This is a genomic window from Pseudomonas siliginis, assembly GCF_019145195.1.
In the GTDB taxonomy this organism is placed as follows: Bacteria; Pseudomonadota; Gammaproteobacteria; order Pseudomonadales; family Pseudomonadaceae; genus Aquipseudomonas; species Aquipseudomonas siliginis.
Genome location: NZ_JAHSTW010000009.1, coordinates 174,335 through 193,994 on the forward strand (window position 1 = coordinate 174,335; position 19,660 = coordinate 193,994).

The window sequence follows — 19,660 nt, forward strand, 5'->3', positions numbered from 1 at the left end:
TAGCCATGAACGATTCACTGTCTTCGATGATTGTCCCCGGTGTGCTCTGGGGTCTGGTGCTGTTTTCCGTGGTCAGTTGGGCGATCCTGCTGGTCAAGTCGGCCCAGTACCTGCGCCAGAAAGCGCAGAACAAGCAGTTTGCCAAAGCCTTCTGGAGCGCGCCGGACCTGCTCACCGCCGCTGAACACGCCAGCCAGTATCCGGGCTCGCTGGCGCGCATCGCCAGCAGCGGTTTCGAAGCCCTGCTGGTGGAAGATTCGCCGCGCACCACGCAGCAACTGGCGCACACCATCAACCGTTCCGATCGCCTGGAACGCAACCTGCGCCAGCAGATCCAGAAAGAACGTCGCTCGCTGGAGAACGGCCAGGCGATTCTCGCCAGTATCGGCAGCACCGCGCCGTTCATTGGCCTGTTCGGCACCGTGTGGGGAATCATGGAAGCCCTGCAAAGCATCGGCGAAACCGGCTCGGCCAGCCTTGAGGCGGTCGCTGGGCCTATCGGCCACGCGCTGATCGCCACTGGCGTGGGCATCGCCGTCGCGGTGCCGGCGGTGCTGATCTACAACTTCTTCCTGCGTCGGCTGAAACTCGCCTCGGCGGACATGGACGACTTCGCCCACGACTTCGACGCCCTCGCCTCACGCAGTGCCTTTTCCATCAGCCGCCAGGCCATTGCCAGCAAAAGCACCACCGCCGTGCGGGAGGCCAGCTGATGTCGTTTTCCACTCAAGACAGCGATGAAGTGCTCAGCGAAATGAACGTCACGCCGCTGGTCGACGTGATGCTCGTACTGCTGGTGGTGTTCATTGTCACCGCGCCGCTAATGACCAACGCGATCAAGGTCAACCTGCCGAAAACCGACGCCGTGGCCCCTGCCGAAAAGAAAGACCCAGTGGTGGTCAGCGTCGATCAGGATGGCAAGTTCTATCTGGCCAAGACCGAACTGGCCCCGGAATCCCTTGAGGCCAGTCTCAAGGAGGTCAAGGCCAAGGACGCCGACGTGCGCGTGCAGTTGCAGGCCGATGCCGCCGTCAATTACGGCCAGGTGGCCAAGGCCATGGCATCGATCGAGCGCTCTGGCATCAGCAAGATTTCGGTGATGACCACCCACTGAGTGCGGTGCCGGATGGGTGTTGAAACACCCGCCCGGCGCCGCTGAAAAAAAGAAATCCCGTCGCACCCGGCCGACCGAAAAAACGCCACGCGTCTTCGGAGGGGATCGGCTTGCTTGAAGAAAGTGGTTTTCCGCGCGCGGTATCACCGGAAGCGGAGCAATGAGCGGCTCACAAGGCCAATTCGATAACGTCTGAAAATCGGAAACAACCATGCTGATGAACACTCCACGCTTCACGCTCAAACCTTTGGTGGCAACGATGTCTCGCCACCGTTTCGTTCCGCTGTATCTGGTGGCCATGGGGATGGGCGCCGGGACCGTGCAAGCGGCCGAGGACGACAACAGCGCCACGCCGGCAGCCGCTGTGGTGGCGGCGCCGACCACGCAACTGCAACGGGTCGAAGTGACCGGTTCGGCGATTCGCCGGGTCGATGCGGAAACGGCGGTGCCGATCACCATTCTCAAGGCTGAGGAACTGCGCAAACAGGGCGTGACCACCACCGCCGAACTGGTGCAGCGCATCACCGGCAGCCAGTCGATCAACAACAGCGCCGGCTCCGTCGGCGCGGCCACTGGCGGTGCGTCGTTTGCCGACATGCGCGGCATCGGCGCGAACAAGACTCTGGTGCTGCTCAACGGTCGACGCCTGGCCAACAATGCCTTGTCCGGCACCAACTCCGCCGGCGGCGCGGTGGACCTGAACATGATCCCGTTCGCCGCCATCGAGCGCGTGGAAGTGCTGCGCGACGGCGCCTCGGCCCTGTACGGCACCGACGCCATCGGCGGTGTGATCAACTTCATCACCAAAAAATCTCTCACCGATGGCGCCCTGACCCTGGGCGGCGAAACGCCGACCCACAGCGGTGGCGGCGCGACCAAGGACATGAGCGCCAGTTGGGGCTACGGCGATCTGGAAGAAGACCGCTTCAACGTCCTCGGCGTGTTCAACTACAACAAGCAGCAGAACCTCGACGCCAACGACCGCTCCTTCGCCACCGACTACGCGCCCGGTCGCGGTCTCGATCAGACCTCCGGCACCGCGTTCCCCGGCAACTACAGCCAGAACGGCAACGCCACCAACCCGTTGGCCAACAGCAACTGCAACGGCCCCAACCTGATCGCCCGCGACGGCTTGTGCCGCTTCAGCACCCGTGAATACATCGATCTGGTGCCACAGACCGAGAAGACCTCGTTCTTCGGCAAGACTACCGCCAAGCTCGGCGATGATCACAACGCCAACCTTGAATATTTCTGGTCGCGCAACAACAACGCCGTCGCCGTCGGCCCGGCGCCACTGACTGGTCTGAGCCTGGATTCATCGTCGCCCTACTACCCCGGCAACGGCATCACCCCGGCGCCGACCGATTTCGCCCTCGACCCGACGCAGCCGGTCGATGTCAACTGGCGTGAAACCGCTGCCGGCCCGCGTGAATCGAAAGACCAGAACACCAGCCAACGCTTTCTGCTGAGCTTCGATGGTCTGGTTGGCGGCTGGGATTACAACGTCGGCGCCTCGTACAACCAGAACAAAATCGTCTCCAGCGTCACCAGTGGCTATGTCAGCGATCAGGCGATGATTGACGGCCTGGCCAGCGGTCTGCTCAACCCGTTCGGCCCGCAGACCGCTGCCGGCCAGCAGTACATCGATGCCGCCGCGTACCACGGCGCCTACTCCACAGCCGTGGGTCGCGTCGCCGGGTTCGATGGTCGCGTCAGCCGTGAAATCGGCGACTGGTTCGGCGCAGGTCCGTCCGGTCTGGCGCTGGGCGGCGAGTACCGCAAGGAGAAATTCCATCAGGACTTCGAAGAGTTTGCCGGCGACATCCAGAGCCTCGGCATCGACCCGGCCGGCAGCGTCGAGGGCGACCGCAGCGTCAAGGCCGCCTATGCCGAACTCAACGTGCCGGTGCTCGACAGCCTTGAATTGTCCGCCGCTGTGCGCCACGACAAATACAGCGACTTCGGCAGCACCACCAACCCGAAATACTCGTTCCGTTATCAGCCGTTGAAAGAGCTGGTGGTGCGTGGCGCCTACAGCGAAGGTTTCCGCGCGCCGTCGCTGTATGAACTGTATTCGCCGCGCAGCATCACCTTCACCCAGGGTTTCTACAACGATCCCGTGCTGTGTACCGGCGGCGTAGTGCAACCAGGCGGCAACGGCGGCCGCGATTGCGGTCAGCAGTTCCTCAACCAGATTGGCGGCAACGAAGATCTGGCCCCGGAGAAGGCGCGCAACGTGACGTTGGGCTTCGTCTATCAGCCGATCAGCAACCTCTCCGTGGGTCTGGATTTCTGGTGGATTCACATCTCCAACCAGATCCAGCCGTTCCCGGAATCCACCGTGTTCGATCAGGCCGGCTCCTACCCGGACCGCTTCGTGCGCAACGCCGACGGCACGCTCAACTACATCGTTACCGGCAACGCCAACCTCGGCATCGTCGAGACCAACGGTGTCGACGTGTCGCTCGACTATCGCTTCCCGAACACGCCGTACGGTCAGTTTGGTCTCGGCCTGCAAGGCACCTATGTCGACGAGTACGACTTCCAGAGCACCATCAAAGGCCCGTTCACCGACAAGGTCGGCGACTTTCAGGGTGACGGCGTGATCGCGCGCTGGAAGCACAACCTCACCGGCAGCTGGAGCCTCGGTGCGGCGCGAGCAGCGCTGACCAACCGCTTCACCACCGGTTACAACGACTATGACCGCGACACCCATTCGCGCGTGGCCTCGTATTCGGTGTGGGACCTGTCGGCCGGCTACACCTTCAACAAAGTGCTCGACGTTGATGCCGGGATGAAGAACGTGTTCGACCGCAACCCGCCGTTCTCCAACCAGGCCTACAACTTCCAGAGCGGCTATGACCCGCGCTACACCGACCCGCTGGGCCGGACATTGTTTGCGCGCATGACTTACCACTTCTAACCGGAAACAGAACACATGTCCCCCTGTGGGAGCGAGCCTTTGTGGTGAGGGGATTTATCCCCGATGGGGTGCGAAGCGCCCCCAAGACCTGCCAACGCGGAGCATCAGAAGTACCGCATGCGTTGATCTTGCGACTGCTGCGCAGCCGATCGGGGATAAATCCCCTCGCCACAAAGGCTCGCTCCCACCGGGGGTCCGGGTTCCTTCAGGGATTTCAAGGGTGACTTCATGAGTTTTTTGCGCAACATGGCTGGCCTGCTGCTCGGCAGTGCGCTGCTGTGCTCCGGCGCTTCGGCACTGGCCGCCAGCAGTTATGCGCTGACGGTGTATGGCGAGGCGCCGAAGTATCCGGCCGGCTTCAAGCATTTCGATTTTGTTAACCCCGACGCGCCCAAGGGCGGTTCGCTCAGCCGTGCGTCGATGGAGATCGGTCAATACAACTACATCACGCCGTATGCCGATCAGGGCATTTCGGTGGTGCAGGTCAATGACTGGGTATACGCGCCGCTGGCGTTCCGATCGCTGGATGAGCCCTACACGGTTTACGCCTTCGTCGCGCAGCAGATCGAGCGTGATCCGGAGGGTTTGTGGGTGCGCTTCACCCTCAACCCCAAGGCACGTTTTGCCGACGGCACGCCGATCACCGCCGAAGACGTGCGCTACACCTTCAACCTGCTGATGACCAAGGGCAGCCTGAGTTACCGCCAGCAATACGCCGACGTGCAGGACGTGCTGGTCGAAGGTCCACGGCAGGTCCGTTTCACCTTCAAGAACAACCTCAATCGCACCCTCGCGCTGGATCTGGCGACGCTGCGCGTGCTGCCCGAGCACTGGTGGAAAACCCGCGACTTCGCCAATGGTGGCGGCTTCGAGCCACCGCTGGGCAGCGGCCCGTACCGGGTGAGCAAAGTCGACGCCGGGCGCAGCATCAGTTTCCAGCGTGACCCGGACTGGTGGGGCAAGGACCTGCCGGTCAGTCGCGGCATGTACAACTTCGACAGCCTGACGGTGAATTTCTACGGCGACACCGACGTCGCCCGCCAGCTGTTGCAGGCCGGCGCGTTCGACTACAACCGCGAGTTCTCCTCGTCCGGTTATGTGGTCGGCTATGACAGCCCGGCATTGCGCGACGGTCGTTTGCGACAGTCGATCCTCGCCCCGGACAAACCCACCGCCGCTCAGGGCTTCGTGTTCAACCTGCAGAACCCGTTCTTCCAGGATCGCCGCGTGCGTCAGGCGATCAGCCTGCTCTGGGATTTCGAGTGGACCAACAAACAGATGATGCGCGGCTTCTACGTGCGTCAGAACAGCTTCTGGCCCAAAAGTGAAATGGCCGCCAGCGCCCTGCCCGACGCCGAAGAATTGAAGATTCTCGAACCGTTGCGCGGCAAGGTCCCTGACGAGGTGTTCACCACGGTCTATGAAGCGCCGAAAACCGATGGCAGCGGCTACGTCCGCGACAAGCAATTGCAAGCGCTGAAGCTGCTCGCCGAAGCCGGTTGGACGGCGAAAAACAATCGTCTGGTCAACGCCGCCGGCGAGCCGCTGGAATTCACCTTTCTCGATGGTCAGGGCGGCTTCGATCGCATGCTGCTGCCGTTCAAACGCACCCTCGCGCAGATCGGCATCACACTCAATCTGCGCCGCATCGATTCGGCGCAATACATCAACCGCCTCAACGCCCGCGACTACGACATGATCGTCTGCGCTTTCCCGCGCAGTGGCGATCCGATCGTGTCCCCGGGCCGCGAGTTGTACAGCCTGTACGGCTCGCAAAGTGCCACGCAAGTCGGCAGCTCGAACGCGATGGTGCTGGCCGATCCGGCAATCGATCAACTGATTGACGGGCTGGTCCAGGCCAACAGCCGCGAAGCCATGGTGCATTACGCCCGCGCCCTCGACCGGGTGCTGCAATGGGGTTACTACATGATTCCCAACTACTACTCCAAAGGCACGCCGACGGTGTATCAGAACCGCTTCGGCATGCCCGCCGTGCAACCTTCGTATGACGAGGGCCTCAACACCTGGTGGGAAGTTTCGGCCAGGCCGCTGACGACGCAGCAGATGAGCGCTCAGCTTGCGGGAGGCCAGTGACATGCTGCGTTATCTGAGTCGCCGTTTGCTGCTGATCATCCCCACGCTGTTGTGCATTCTAGTGGTGAATTTTCTTATCGTGCAGGCCGCACCCGGCGGGCCGGTGGAACAAGCCATCGCCCGCCTGCAAGGCTTTGGCGGACACAGCATGGGCGGTGGCGGCGAAGTCGCGGCGGTCGGCGGTGCCGGGCGCAGCAGCCGTGGGCTGGACCCGGCGCTGATCGAGGAAATCAAACACCATTACGGCTTCGACAAACCGCTGCACCAACGCCTGTGGCTGCTGCTGAAAAACTACGCACAACTGGATCTGGGCAACAGCTTCTTTCGCGGCGCCAAGGTCACCGACCTGATCGTGCAGAAGCTGCCAGTGTCGCTGTCGCTGGGCTTGTGGGCGACGCTGATCACCTACCTGATTTCAATCCCGCTGGGCATTCGCAAGGCAATCAGGAACGGCAGTGCCTTCGATGTCTGGAGCAGCACCGCGATCATCGTCGGTTATGCGATGCCGGCGTTTCTCTTCGCCATTCTGTTGATCGTGGTGTTCGCCGGGGGCAGTTACGTCAATTGGTTTCCGGTTCAAGGGCTGGTGTCGGACAACTTCGACAGCCTCAGCACATTGGGCAAGGTCGGCGACTACCTCTGGCACCTGGTGCTGCCGGTCACGGCGCTGGTGATCGGCGGCTTTGCCACGCTGACGATCCTGACCAAGAACAGCTTTCTCAACGAGATCAGCCGGCAGTACGTGATCACCGCACGAGCCAAGGGCCTGACCGAGCGGCGCGTGCTCTACGGCCACGTGTTTCGCAACGCCATGCTGCTGGTGGTGGCCGGCGTGCCGTCGGCGCTGATCGAAGTGTTTTTCGCTGGCTCCCTGCTGATTGAAACCATCTTCAACCTCGACGGCCTCGGGCGCATGAGCTACGAAGCGGCGGTGTCGCGCGACTATCCGGTGGTGTTTGGCGCGCTGTTTCTGTTCACCCTGTTCGGCCTGCTGATCAAGCTGATTGGCGACCTCTGCTACACCCTGCTCGACCCGCGCATCGATTTCTCGGCGAGGACTGCCTGATGTTCACACTGTCGCCTCTGGGCCAGCGCCGCGTCGCGCAATTCAAGGCCAACCGCCGTGGGCGCTGGTCACTGTGGCTGTTTATCGGCCTGTGCCTGATCTGCCTCGGTGGCGAGCTGATCGCCAACGACAAGCCGCTGGTGATCCGCTACCACGACACCTTTTACTTTCCGATCCTCAGCGATTATCTGGAAACCGATTTCGGCGGCGAGTTGCCGTTCCAACCGGATTACGCCAGCAGTTATGTGCACAAACTGATCGAGGATCAGGGCGGCTGGATGCTGTTTCCACCGATCCCGTTCAGCTACGACACGGTCAACTACGACCTCACCGAACCGGCGCCCAGCCCGCCGTCATCGAGCAATTGGCTGGGCACCGATGATCAGGCCCGCGATGTTCTGGCGCGGGTGATTTTCGGCACGCGGATTTCGATTCTGTTTGCGCTGATCCTCACCGCCATCAGCGCGTTGATCGGCATTCTCGCCGGGGCTTTACAGGGTTATTACGGCGGCTGGGTCGACTTGCTCGGGCAGCGCGTACTGGAAATCTGGTCGGGGTTGCCGGTGCTGTATCTGCTGATCATTCTCTCCGGCTTCGTCTCGCCGAGTTTCTGGTGGTTGCTGGGGATCATGGCGCTGTTTTCCTGGCTGGCGCTGGTCGACGTGGTGCGCGCCGAGTTCCTGCGGGGGCGCAATCTCGAATACGTGAAAGCCGCGCGGGCGCTGGGCCTGACCGACAGCGAACTGATGCGCCGGCACATTCTGCCCAACGCCATGACTTCCACCCTCACCTACCTGCCGTTCATTCTCACCGGCGCCATCGCCACCCTGACCGCGCTGGATTTCCTCGGCTTTGGCATGCCCGCCGGCACCGCGTCGCTGGGCGAGTTGATCGGCCAGGCCAAACGCAATCTGCAGGCACCGTGGCTGGGGCTGACAGCGTTTTTTGCCCTGGCGCTGATCCTGTCTTTGTTGGTTTTCATCGGTGAAGCGTGCCGAGATGCCTTTGATCCGAGGAGCTGACATGCAAGACCATTTAATCGAGATCCGCGACCTGCGCGTGGCCTTCGCCGGGCAGGAAGTGGTGCACGGTGTGAACCTCGATATTCGCCGTGGCGAGTGTCTGGCGCTGGTCGGTGAATCCGGCTCGGGCAAGTCGGTGACGGCGCATTCGATCCTGCGCCTGCTGCCTGGCAAGAGCGTCAGCAGCAGCGGCGCGATTCGCTATAACGGCGTGGATTTGCTGCACGCCAGTGAACAGCAGATGCGTGGTCTGCGCGGCAATCGCATTGCGATGATTTTCCAGGAGCCGATGACCTCGCTGAACCCGCTGCACACGGTGGAAAAGCAAGTCAGCGAAGTGCTGGAAATCCACAAGGGCCTCAAGGGCCGCGCCGCTCGCGCGCGGACCCTGGAGTTGCTGGAGCTGGTCGGTATTCGCCAGCCGCTGCAGCGACTTAAAGCCTATCCGCATCAACTCTCTGGCGGGCAGCGGCAACGGGTGATGATCGCCATGGCATTGGCCAACGAGCCGGAATTGTTGATTGCCGATGAACCGACCACAGCGCTGGACGTGACCGTACAGCAGAAGATTCTTGAGCTGCTGATCGAGTTGCAGCAGCGCCTCGGCATGTCGCTGTTGCTGATCAGCCATGACCTCAATCTGGTGCGCCGAATCGCTCAGCGTGTGTGCGTAATGCGTCAAGGCGAGATCGTTGAACAGGCCGATTGCGAGACGCTGTTCCAGGCGCCGGAACATCCTTACAGCCGCTTGTTGATCGAGGCTGAACCGAGCGGCGCGCCAGTGCCCAGTGAATACGAGCACAACCTGCTGGAAGTCGATGATTTGAAGGTGTGGTTTCCCCTGCCGAAAAAACTCTTCAGCCGTCAGCAGGATTACATCAAAGCGGTGGACGGGGTCAGTTTTACCCTGCAACGCGGCAAGACGTTGGGCATCGTCGGCGAGTCGGGTTCTGGCAAGTCGACGCTGGGCCAGGCGATCCTGCGACTGGTCGAATCAGAGGGCAATATCCGTTTCGGCAACAAGCAGTTGAGCCTGCTCAATCAGCGCCTGATGCGCCCGTTGCGCCGGCAGATTCAGGTGGTGTTTCAGGACCCGTTCGGCAGCCTCAGCCCGCGCATGTCGGTGCAGCAGATCATCGCCGAAGGCTTGCTGACCCACGGCATCGGCAGCGAGGCCGAGCGCGAGGCAGCGGTGATTCGCGTGCTGGAGGAAGTCGGCCTCGATCCGCAAAGCCGCCATCGCTACCCCCACGAGTTTTCCGGCGGCCAGCGCCAGCGCATCTCCATCGCCCGCGCACTGGTGCTGGAACCGGCGCTGATCCTGCTCGACGAACCGACCTCGGCCCTGGATCGCACGGTGCAGAAGCAAGTGGTGGAGTTGCTGCGCCAGTTGCAGATCAGGCATGGGCTGACGTACCTCTTCATCAGCCATGATCTGGCGGTGGTGCATGCGCTGGCGCATGACTTGATGGTGATCAAGGACGGCAAGGTGGTTGAACAAGGCTCGTCGCGGGAGATTTTCGCTGCGCCGAAACATCCGTACACCCAGGAACTCCTGAAAGCCTCCGGCCTGAAGCCTGATGAAGAACCTTGTGGGAGCGAGCCTGCTCGCGAATGCGGTGCATCAGTCACATAAGTGCTGGCTGGCCCGACGCTTTCGCGAGCAGGCTCGCTCCCACAGGTTTGATCGGTGGTGTTTGAAATTTATTTTTCCGGCACTGCATCCAATCGCCTCCGCCACGGGTAGTCCCTGTAACAGCCCACTCTGGTGCTGTCAGCGCCCTACCCTTTTCGGAGAATCATCGGATGAACATCACCCAGCTGATTGGCTTCACCGGTTTGCTCGCCTTCACCGCGACCACCTTCGCCCAGAGCAGTTATCCCGACGCGATCAAGGTGCCGGACGGGCACAAGATTGCTCTGGAAACCACCGGGGTTGGCGAGATCACCTACGAATGCCGCGACAAACCCAATATGGCCGGGCAGACCGAGTGGACCTTTGTCGGCCCGAAAGCGGTGCTCAATGATCGCAGCGGCAAACAGGTCGGCACCTATTTCGGCCCGCCAGCGACGTGGCAAGCCAAGGACGGTTCGAAAGTCACCGGCACGCAACTCGCCGTGGCACCGTCGAGCCCGGGCAACCTGCCCTATCAACTGGTCAAGGCCAATCCGGCCGAGGGCAAAGGCGCGATGACCGGGGTCAGCTATATCCAGCGTGTCGCGCTCAAGGGCGGCGTCGCGCCGGGCAGTGAGTGCACTATGGCAAACAAGGGCAAGCAGGAAGTGGTGAAGTACCAGGCGGATTATATTTTCTGGGCGGCGAACTGATATTCGGAAGCAGTGCACAATCCTGTGGGAGCGAGCCTGCTCGCGAAGACGGAGTGTCAGTCGCCTTATTACTTTCTGACCCACCGCATTCGCGAGCAGGCTCGCTCCCACAGGGAACCATGCCTCTGGATGTTTGGGAAATGTGAGCTAGATTGCACCCCATGCCTTTACCCGAATCCGTTTTCGATTACGAAGCCCGCCTCGCCGCCTGTGCCCGGGGCGAGCGCGCGGCTTTGCGCGATTTGTATGTGCAGGAAGGCCCGCGCCTGCTCGGCGTGGCCAAACGGCTGGTGCGCGATACGGCGCTGGCGGAGGACATTGTGCATGAGGCATTCATCAAGATCTGGAACGGCGCCGCCGGCTTCGACCCGGCGCGCGGCTCGGCGCGGGGCTGGATGTTCAGCGTGACCCGGCACCTGGCCTTGAATCAGTTGCGCAAGCAAAGTCGGGAAACGCCGTTCAGCGAAGAACATGAGGCCGCCGCGCCTGATGAGGCGGTCGATGTTCACTCGGCGCGCATTCATCGCTGCCTCGAGCAACTGGAACCGCTGCGGCGCAGCTGCATCCTCCATGCCTACGTCGACGGTTACAGCCACGCGCAGATTTCCGCGCGCCTCGACACGCCGCTGGGCACGGTCAAAGCGTGGATCAAGCGCAGCCTCAATGCTTTGCGGGAGTGCATGGGATGACCGGCGAATCAGCGCAGGAACGGGATGAACTGGCCGGCGAATACGTGCTCGGCACCTTGTCGTTCGAGCAGCGCATCGAGGCGCAACGGCGGCTGCCGAACGATCCTGAGTTGCGCGCGGCAGTCGACGCATGGGAGCGACGTCTGCTGGAGCTGACCGATCTGGCCGAACCTCAGCAACCCTCGGCGCAGTTATGGCCACGTATCGAGCGCAGTCTCGAACGGCTGACGGTGAAGAAACCACTGACTTCGTGGTGGAATCTGCTGCCACTGTGGCGCGGTTTGAGTGCGGCGGGCCTGGCTGCGACGCTGATTCTGGGCACGATGCTACTGACGCAGACTGCGCCGAAACCGAGTTATCTGGTGGTGCTGGTGGCGCCGCAGGACAAGGCGCCGGGTTGGGTGATTCAGGCGAGCAATGCGCGGGAGATTCAGTTGATTCCACTGGGCGTGGTCGAGGTGCCGGCGGACAAGGCGCTGGAGTTCTGGACCAAGGCTGACGGCTGGTCGGGGCCGGTGTCATTGGGCTTGGTCAAGCCGGGGCAGGCGTTGTCGGTGCCGCTGGACAAACTGCCGCCGTTGCAGCCGAACCAGCTGTTTGAGCTGACGCTGGAAGGCGCCAACGGCTCACCGATCGGCAAACCGACCGGGCCGATTCAGGCGATCGGGCGTGCGGTGAAGGTGCTCTGAGGCTCTGCTACGCGGTTGTCCGCAACCATCATCGACGTCGATGTTCACCATCACGGCAATGAAGTTCTCATAAAAAATTCCGGGCGTAACATCAGCTCCATACCAACCAACAACACCCCGGAGCACACCATCATGAAACGCCAGACTCTTCTCAGCATCGCTTTCTCGGTTTTCGCAGTTAACGCTTTCGCCGCCACCCCGGCGCACACCATGATCGCCGAAGGCGGTTCGGACAAGCTGATCGAAAGCCGTCTGGCCGAAGGTGGTTCCGATCGTCTGATCGAACGCCGCGTTGCCGAAGGTGGTTCGGATCGTCTGATCGAACGCCGCGTTGCCGAAGGTGGTTCGGATCGTCTGATCGAACGCCGTGTTGCCGAAGGTGGTTCGGATCGTCTGATCGAACGCCGCGTTGCTGAAGGTGGTTCGGATCGTCTGATCGAACGCCGCGTTGCTGAAGGTGGTTCGGATCGTCTGATCGAACGCCGCGTTGCTGAAGGTGGTTCGGATCGTCTGATCGAACGCCGTGTTGCCTGATGCATGACTGCAAGCGCAACACCGCAGAGAAACCCGGCTCCCGCAGCCGGGTTTTTTATGTCTGCGTGTTTTATCCGGCCTTGGCCATGCAGCGCTTGTAGCGCTCGTCCACGCGCTTGGCGAACCAGGCAGTGGTGAGTTTGCGGGTGATCTTCGGACTCTGCAGCACAATCCCCGGCAATACCGCGCGCGGTAAAGCCTTGCCTTCGGCCCGCTCCGCCAGTTCGAACACGCGCTGATAGAGTTTGCTCTCTTCGAATTCCAGGGTTTTGCCCTTCTCCAGTTGATCGCGAATCGTCGGGTTGCGCATGCCCAGCGACTTGCCGAGGGTGCGCACCGCCAGTTCGGTACTGCCGGGCATGATCGAGTCGTAGCGAATCAGGTCGCCGTCCAGGGTCAGCGGGATGCCGGAAGCGCGGCTGACCGCATTCTGAAACGCGGCATTGCGACTGGCGTACCAGCCGGCGTTGAAATCGGCGAAGCGATACAGCGGCTCGCGGTAATTCACCGGATAGCCGAGCAAATGGGCGATGCCGAAATACATGCCGCCGCGCCGGCTGAACACTTCACGGCGGATCGTGCCGTCCACCGGGTACGGGTAATCCTTGGCGTGCTCCTCGGCGAATTCGATGCTGACCTGCATCGGCCCGCCGGTGTGCACCGGGTTGAAGCCGCCGAACAGCGTACGGCCCATCGGCACCATGCCGATGAAGTCGTCGAATATCGCGCTCAGCTCTTTTTCACTGCGCGCCGCATTCAGGCGTTCGCTGTAGGTCTTGCCGTTGGGCGAGCGCACTTGCAAAGCGCCGCTGACCAGCAGGCTGGGGATGTGCACCTTGGCGGCGCGGCGGTCGATTTCGTCGCGGGCGATCTTGCCCAGGCCGGGCACCGTCGGGTCAGCCTGGAAAGTCGATTCCTGCTCGGCCACGGCCAGTACCGAACACAGATTTTGGGTGGTGGTGTTGATGCCTTGCGCGGCGAACGCGGCGTGGATGTCCGTGGCCCAACCCTGACGGTCGGCAGTTTTTGCCGGCAACAGCCGAACAATTTCCGCCTTCACTTCGGCCGGCGGACGCGGCGCCGGTTCGTTGCTGCGCTGGCTGGCGCAACCGGCGAGCAGCAGCATGGCGCCGAGAGTAATGAGTAATCGCATGTTGCTCCATCCAATCAAATTAGCCTCAACACCATACACAACCCCCGTAGAAGCTGCCGCAGGCTGCGATCTTTTGATCTTGATGTTGACCTTGATCTGCAAAAAGCAAGATCAAAAGATCGCAGCCTGCGGCAGCTCCTACGGATGACAAACTGATTGCAAAACGTTACTGCGAAACCCTATCATTCGCGCCTGGAGTCGCATTAGCGCAAGGAGTTCCGCGCCGCCCTTATTTTTCTTTGGCCGCTCGCCTCCAGGTATCCGACATGCCCGCTTCAGCTCGACTCGGCGCTCCATTTCGCCCGACTTTGCTCGCCCTGCTGTGCTCCCTGACCGTCACCGCTCACGCTGCTGAAGACAACAGCAAAGAACTGGTGCTCGACGACGTCAACGTCAATGCCCAAGCCCCTGCACCCAACGCCCTGCCCCCGGTCTACGCTGGCGGTCAGGTTGCGCGCGGCGGCCAGTTGGGCGTGCTCGGCAATCAGGACATGATGGATGTGCCGTTCAGCGCGGCGTCCTACACCGAGCAACTGATCCAGGATCAGCAGGCGGAAAACGTCGCCGATGTACTGCTCAACGATTCCTCGGTGCGGCAGGCCTCGGGCTTCTCCAACCAGGCGCAGGTCTTCATGATTCGCGGCCTGCCGCTCAATGGCGATGATATTTCCTATAACGGCCTGTACGGCGTATTGCCCCGGCAGATCATTTCCACCGATGCGCTGGAGCGCGTGGAAGTGTTCAAAGGCCCCAACGCTTTCATCAACGGCGTAACCCCGACCGGTTCCGGCATCGGCGGCGGCGTCAACCTGCAACCCAAACGCGCGGGCGATGTGCCGCTGCGCCGTTACACCACCGACATCAACAGCGAAGGCCGCATCGGTCATCACTTCGATATTGGCCAGCGTTTCGGTGAAGACAACCGCTTCGGCGCGCGGGTCAACCTGTCGCAGCGCGAAGGCGACACCGGCATCGATCACGAGAACCAGCGCTCGAAACTGTTCGCCATCGGCCTGGATTATCGCGGCGATGCGCTGCGGGTGTCCGGTGACTTTGCCTATCAGAAGGAACGCGTCAACGGTGGCCGCAGCTCGGTCAACCTCGGCACCGCCACGCACATCCCGGACGCGCCATCGGCGGACACCAACTACGCGCCGAAATGGGGTTACACCGACATCGAAGACACCTTCGGCATGCTCCGTGCCGAATACGACCTCAATGACAACTGGACTGCCTACGCCGCCGGTGGCGCCAAGCACAGCCGTGAAGTCGGCCGGTACAACTCGACCACGCTGGTCGGCAACAGCGGCGCGTCGTTCACCACCGGCTCGTTCGTACCGCATGATGAGGACAACACCAGCGTCATGGCCGGTCTCAACGGCAAATTCAACACTGGCCCGGTCAGCCACAAGCTGAATTTCGGCCTGACCGGGATCTGGGCCGAGCAGCGCAGTGCCTATGACTTCGACCTGACCCGCTACTCGAACAACATCTATCACCCGATCACTACCCCAGCGCCGGTAGGCAACTTCGCCGGTGGCGATCTCAACGATCCGGGCATCGTCGGCAAGACCTTCAACCGCAGCGTGGCAATTTCCGACACCCTCGGTTTCTTCGATGATCGCCTGCTGGTCACGGCCGGTCTGCGTCGTCAGCAACTGGTGGTGCAGGGTTACAGCTACGCCAGCTACGGCAGCGGCCCGCGTTCGTCGAGCTACGACGAATCGATCACCACGCCGGTGTACGGCATCGTGTTCAAGCCGTGGGAGCATGTGTCGTTCTACGCCAACCATATCGAAGGCCTGGCCCAAGGGCCGACTTCGCCGACCAGCTCTGGCGGTTTCCGCGTGACCAACGGCAACGAGGTTTACGCACCGAAGCGCTCCAAGCAGACCGAGCTGGGCGTTAAGGTCGACATGGGCACCTACGGCGCGAGCCTGGGCGTTTATCGCATCGAACAGCCAAGCGACGGCTACTGCGAAATCAACAGCGCTACCACTTGCACCTACGTGCGCGAAGGCGAGCAGATCAACAAAGGCGTGGAGATGAACGTCTTCGGCGAGCCGATCGACGGCCTGCGCCTGATCAGCGGCCTGACCCTGATGGACACCGAACTGAAAAACACCCTCAACGGCGCCAACGACGGTAACCACGCCATCGGCGTGCCGACCTTCCAGTTCAACGCTGGCGTGGATTGGGACGTGCCGGGCCTGCAAGGCGTTGCGCTGAATGCGCGGATGCTGCGCACCGGTGGGCAATACGCCGACGCGGCGAACAACCTCAGCCTGCCGACCTGGAACCGCTTCGACGCGGGCGCGCGCTATGCGTTCAAGGTGTCGGAGAAGGACGTGACCGTGCGGTTCGGCGTCGAGAACGTGGCGAACAAGAAATACTGGGAATCAGCTCAGGGCGGTTACCTGACCCAGGGTGAACCGCGGGTGGCGAAGTTGTCGGGGACGATCGACTTCTAAGCGTCATCGCGTCGTAAAAAAGGCCCCGCAGCTTCATGGTTGCGGGGCCTTTTTGGGTTTTGTGGTGCTTGATCCGGCCTCTTCGCGAGCAGGCTCGCTCCCACACTGGAATGCGTTCCCTGTGGGAGCGAGCCTGCTCGCGAAGAGGCCGGAACTGGCGACCTGATCCATACTTGCTGCACAGCCACAGGAGGACAGCCCCATGAACCGCAGCGACGTGCTGATCATCGGCGCCGGCCCGACCGGTCTGGTCCTGGCGCTGTGGCTGAGCAAACTCGGCGTGCGCGTGCGCATCATCGACAAGACCTCGGCGCCAGGCACCACTTCCCGCGCTCTGGCCGTGCAGGCACGCACCCTTGAGCTGTATCGCCAACTCGACCTCGCCGACACCATCGTGCGTCGCGGCCATCAGGTCGCTGCGGCGAATTTCTGGGTCAACGGCAAACCGGTCGCGCAGTTGCCCCTCAAGCGCATCGGCGAAGGCCTGACGCCCTACGCGTTTGTCGAGATTTTCCCGCAGGACGAGCACGAACGGCTGTTGCTCGAGCGCCTCGAAGATTACGGCGTCAGTGTGGAGCGCAATACCGCACTGGACAGCTTCGAGGAAACCGGCGACACCCTCACCGCCCACCTGCGCCTGCCCGATGGCCGGCAGGAAGTTTGTCAGGCCTGCTATCTGGCCGGTTGCGACGGCGCCCGTTCGGTGGTGCGCAAAGCCCTCGACACCGACTTCCCCGGCGGCACCTATCAGCAGATTTTCTACGTCGCCGATATCACGGCCAGCGGCCCGGCGCTCAATGGCGAGTTGCATCTGGACCTGGACCAAGCGGATTTTCTCGCGGTGTTTCCACTGGCCGGCGAAGGCCGCGCGCGACTGATCGGCACGGTGCGTGACGAACGCGCCGAGCGTGCCGAAACCCTGCAATTTGCCGACGTCAGCAGCCGCGCCATCGAACACCTGAAAGTGCATATCGAAGACGTGCACTGGTTCTCCACCTACCGCGTGCATCACCGCGTGGCCGAGCACTTTCGCAACGGCCGGGCGTTTCTGCTCGGCGATGCCGCCCATGTACACAGTCCGGCCGGTGGCCAAGGCATGAACACGGGCATTGGCGATGCAATCAATCTGGCCTGGAAGCTCGCCGCCGTGCTCAGCGGTGGTGCCGAACCGAAACTGCTCGACACCTACGAAACCGAGCGCATCGCCTTCGCTCGCCGACTGGTCTCCACCACCGACAAGGTCTTCAGTTTCGTCACCGCGCAGGGTCGTATGGCCGATCTGCTACGGATGCGTGTGGCGCCGTTTCTGCTGCCGAAAATGGCCGGGTTCGAAGCCAGCCGCGAATTCCTGTTTCGCACGGTCTCGCAAGTCACCCTCAACTATCGCGGCATGCCACTGAGCCAGTGGTGAAGCCGGCCACGTGCACGGCGGCGACCGCTTGCCGTGGGCGCATGATGGCGAAGGAGATAATTTCGAGCCGCTACGGCAGCCGTGCTGGCAGGTGCATGTGTACGGCGACACCAGCGACGAGATGATCGCCTGGTGCGCCGAACACCACTTGCCGCTGCACGTCTTCGACTGGCGCCCGGCGTTTGAAACGGCGGGATTGGGGCGCAACGGATTTTATCTGTTGCGGCCGGATACCTATGTGGCGATTGCCGATAGCAGCGCCGATCCGAAGGTGATCGAACGCTACTTCCGCGATCACGGGATCCGTCCTTTTCAGTGACCTTCACACTTCGTTGGCCAGCCATTCGTCGGAAAGACCTGAACACCTGTCAACTCTGACAGTAGACGCATTGCGCAGCGCCACCTCTAATCATTGCTTACCGTTTTCAAGGAGCAATCAAGATGGAACTGTCCACCGCAGACCAAGTGCAAGACATAGAGGTCACTGGAACATTAAACGCACTGTTCGAAGTCGCCGACCACCAACCTTTAAATGCTGCTTTGATCGAGTTGCGTTCAACCCAGCGGGTAAAATATGAGTTCCGAGGGAGAACGGAGGCCAACGACAGGTCTTTTATATTTCAAATTTTCAGCGATCTGGAAGATGGAACATATGAAATACCTTCGACCTACTACCAGTACGCCGCATTCTACTTTGCAAATCATGCAGGTTGGACGTACGCATCGCCCAATCAATCAATCTTGCATCTAACGATTTCTGAAAATAAAACTCGTTTCAGTGGAGTAATCAAAGCTGATTTCGATCCAATCGAACACAAAATTGGTGCTTCAACGCTGCATGTCACTGCGTCGCTAGGTGTCAAACTCAGCAAAGCTCTTTTCTGATAAAAATCGAATCATGGAGACGATCGCAACCTGACGCCTCTGCCTACAAGGAGCAACCATTCCATATAGGCAATGCTGCAAGTTGCGATTCCTTTCTCAGATCCCCGCCAACGCCAGATCCATCGCAAAGTAAGTGAAGATCAGATCCGCCCCGGCACGCTTGATCGCGCCAAGGCTTTCGCGGACCACGCGATCCTCATCGATCGCGCCGGCCTGGGCGCCGAATTTGATCATCGCGTATTCGCCGCTGACCTGATACGCCGCCAGTGGCAGGTTCGAGGCCTGGCGGATGTCGCGGATGATGTCGAGGTAGGCGCCGGCCGGTTTGACCATCAGCGCATCGGCACCTTCCTGCTCATCGAGCAGCGATTCGCGCAGGGCTTCGCGGCGGTTCATCGGGTTCATCTGATAGCTTTTGCGATCGCCCTTGAGCGCGCTGCCGCCAGCCTCGCGGAACGGGCCGTAGAGTGCCGAAGCGAATTTGGTCGAGTAGGCCATGATCGGAATCTGCGTGAAGCCGGCGGCGTCGAGCGCCTGGCGAATCGCGCGCACCTGGCCGTCCATTGCTGCCGACGGTGCGATCACGTCAGCCCCGGCGCGGGCGGCCGCTACGGCTTGTTTGCCAAGGTTGATCAGAGTCTGGTCGTTGTCGACTTCGTGGTTGTGCATCACGCCGCAATGGCCGTGATCGGTGTATTCGCAGAAGCAGGTGTCGGACATCACGATCATTTCCGGCACGGCGTCCTTGGCAATGCGCGACATGCGCGACACCAGACCGTCTTCGCGCCAGGTGTCGCTGCCGTTGGCATCGAGATGATGGGACACGCCAAAAGTCATCACCGACTTGATGCCGGCACGGGCATAGCGCTCGATTTCGCTGGCCAGTTTGCGCTCGGGAATGCGCTGCACGCCGGGCATGCTGGTGATCGGCACGAAGTCGTCGATGTCTTCCTCGACGAAGATCGGCAGGACCAGATCGTTCAGGCTGAACTCGGTTTCCTGGAACAGACTGCGCAGGCTCGCATTGCGGCGCAGACGGCGGGGACGTGCTTCGGGGAACTGACTGGACATGGGGCCTTTCCTGAAAACAGCGGATGAGACGAAAGTCGTAGGGGGCGAAGCTTATGCCTTGCGGCGGGTGCGGGACAAACCTGGATCAATCAAGAGAGCGTTACCGGGCTTGTAATAATCTTGCATGTACATTTCAAATTCCTGTGGGAGCTGGCTTGCCAGCGATGGCGGCAGGTCAGTCACCAATGATGTTGACTGTGCTGGCTTCAT

The 19,660-nt window shown here is 61.4% G+C and carries 15 protein-coding genes and 1 pseudogene; 14 read left to right on the forward strand and 2 right to left on the reverse strand.

Annotation, left to right across the window (positions count from 1 at the left end; genetic code table 11):
* Positions 1-5: 5 nt before the first annotated feature.
* The 11 genes from KVG87_RS18825 (at position 6) to KVG87_RS18875 (ending at position 12,459) form a co-directional block, all read left to right on the forward strand.
* The gene (locus KVG87_RS18825; RefSeq protein ID WP_041477200.1) at positions 6-713 is read left to right on the forward strand and encodes a MotA/TolQ/ExbB proton channel family protein; all 708 of its coding nucleotides are present in this window, start codon (positions 6-8) and stop codon (positions 711-713) included.
* A complete protein-coding gene (locus KVG87_RS18830) occupies positions 713-1,114 on the forward strand; it encodes an ExbD/TolR family protein (RefSeq protein WP_041477201.1) in 402 nt (133 codons plus the stop codon). The genes KVG87_RS18825 and KVG87_RS18830 overlap by 1 nt, the downstream gene beginning before the upstream one ends.
* 211 nt (positions 1,115-1,325) lie before the next feature.
* On the forward strand, positions 1,326-4,037 hold the full coding sequence (locus KVG87_RS18835; protein ID WP_217852005.1) for a TonB-dependent receptor: 2,712 nt from the start codon (positions 1,326-1,328) through the stop codon (positions 4,035-4,037).
* Between the two features lie 228 nt (positions 4,038-4,265).
* Positions 4,266-6,131: an extracellular solute-binding protein gene (locus KVG87_RS18840; protein ID WP_217852008.1), complete on the forward strand. Its 1,866-nt coding sequence runs from the start codon at positions 4,266-4,268 to the stop codon at positions 6,129-6,131.
* 1 nt (position 6,132) lies between these two features.
* The gene (locus KVG87_RS18845) at positions 6,133-7,197 is read left to right on the forward strand and encodes a microcin C ABC transporter permease YejB (protein ID WP_217852010.1); all 1,065 of its coding nucleotides are present in this window, start codon (positions 6,133-6,135) and stop codon (positions 7,195-7,197) included.
* Entirely contained in the window at positions 7,197-8,219 is a 1,023-nt protein-coding gene (locus KVG87_RS18850; protein ID WP_217852012.1) for an ABC transporter permease, read from the forward strand. The genes KVG87_RS18845 and KVG87_RS18850 overlap by 1 nt, the downstream gene beginning before the upstream one ends.
* 1 nt (position 8,220) lies before the next feature.
* A complete protein-coding gene (locus KVG87_RS18855) occupies positions 8,221-9,855 on the forward strand; it encodes an ABC transporter ATP-binding protein (RefSeq protein ID WP_264082223.1) in 1,635 nt (544 codons plus the stop codon).
* A gap of 170 nt (positions 9,856-10,025) precedes the next feature.
* On the forward strand, positions 10,026-10,547 hold the full coding sequence (locus KVG87_RS18860) for a DUF3455 domain-containing protein (RefSeq protein ID WP_016775383.1): 522 nt from the start codon (positions 10,026-10,028) through the stop codon (positions 10,545-10,547).
* Positions 10,548-10,708: 161 nt separating this feature from the next.
* Positions 10,709-11,236, forward strand: a complete 528-nt coding sequence (locus KVG87_RS18865; protein ID WP_217852016.1) for a sigma-70 family RNA polymerase sigma factor — start codon at positions 10,709-10,711, stop codon at positions 11,234-11,236.
* A complete protein-coding gene (locus tag KVG87_RS18870) occupies positions 11,233-11,925 on the forward strand; it encodes an anti-sigma factor (protein ID WP_217852018.1) in 693 nt (230 codons plus the stop codon). The genes KVG87_RS18865 and KVG87_RS18870 overlap by 4 nt, the downstream gene beginning before the upstream one ends.
* A gap of 132 nt (positions 11,926-12,057) precedes the next feature.
* Positions 12,058-12,459 carry a hypothetical protein gene (locus tag KVG87_RS18875; protein WP_125918125.1) on the forward strand — a complete coding sequence of 134 codons (402 nt, stop codon included), beginning with the start codon at positions 12,058-12,060 and terminating at the stop codon, positions 12,457-12,459.
* Between the two features lie 70 nt (positions 12,460-12,529).
* On the opposite strand, the gene KVG87_RS18880 is transcribed toward KVG87_RS18875, so the two are convergent.
* On the reverse strand, positions 12,530-13,612 hold the full coding sequence (locus tag KVG87_RS18880; RefSeq protein ID WP_217852020.1) for a DUF1615 domain-containing protein: 1,083 nt from the start codon (positions 13,610-13,612) through the stop codon (positions 12,530-12,532).
* A gap of 266 nt (positions 13,613-13,878) precedes the next feature.
* Here KVG87_RS18880 and KVG87_RS18885 point away from each other — a divergent pair, with 266 nt between their 5' ends.
* The 3 genes and pseudogenes from KVG87_RS18885 (at position 13,879) to KVG87_RS18895 (ending at position 18,379) form a co-directional block, all read left to right on the forward strand.
* The gene (locus KVG87_RS18885; protein ID WP_217852022.1) at positions 13,879-16,083 is read left to right on the forward strand and encodes a TonB-dependent receptor; all 2,205 of its coding nucleotides are present in this window, start codon (positions 13,879-13,881) and stop codon (positions 16,081-16,083) included.
* A gap of 202 nt (positions 16,084-16,285) precedes the next feature.
* Positions 16,286-17,813, forward strand: a pseudogene (locus KVG87_RS18890) (FAD-dependent oxidoreductase).
* A 122-nt stretch (positions 17,814-17,935) separates the two neighbouring features.
* Positions 17,936-18,379 carry a hypothetical protein gene (locus KVG87_RS18895; RefSeq protein ID WP_217852024.1) on the forward strand — a complete coding sequence of 148 codons (444 nt, stop codon included), beginning with the start codon at positions 17,936-17,938 and terminating at the stop codon, positions 18,377-18,379.
* A 96-nt stretch (positions 18,380-18,475) separates the two neighbouring features.
* Here KVG87_RS18895 and hemB read toward each other — a convergent pair whose 3' ends face one another.
* On the reverse strand, positions 18,476-19,450 hold the full coding sequence (hemB, locus tag KVG87_RS18900) for a porphobilinogen synthase (protein WP_016775388.1): 975 nt from the start codon (positions 19,448-19,450) through the stop codon (positions 18,476-18,478).
* Between the last annotated feature and the right edge of the window lie 210 nt (positions 19,451-19,660).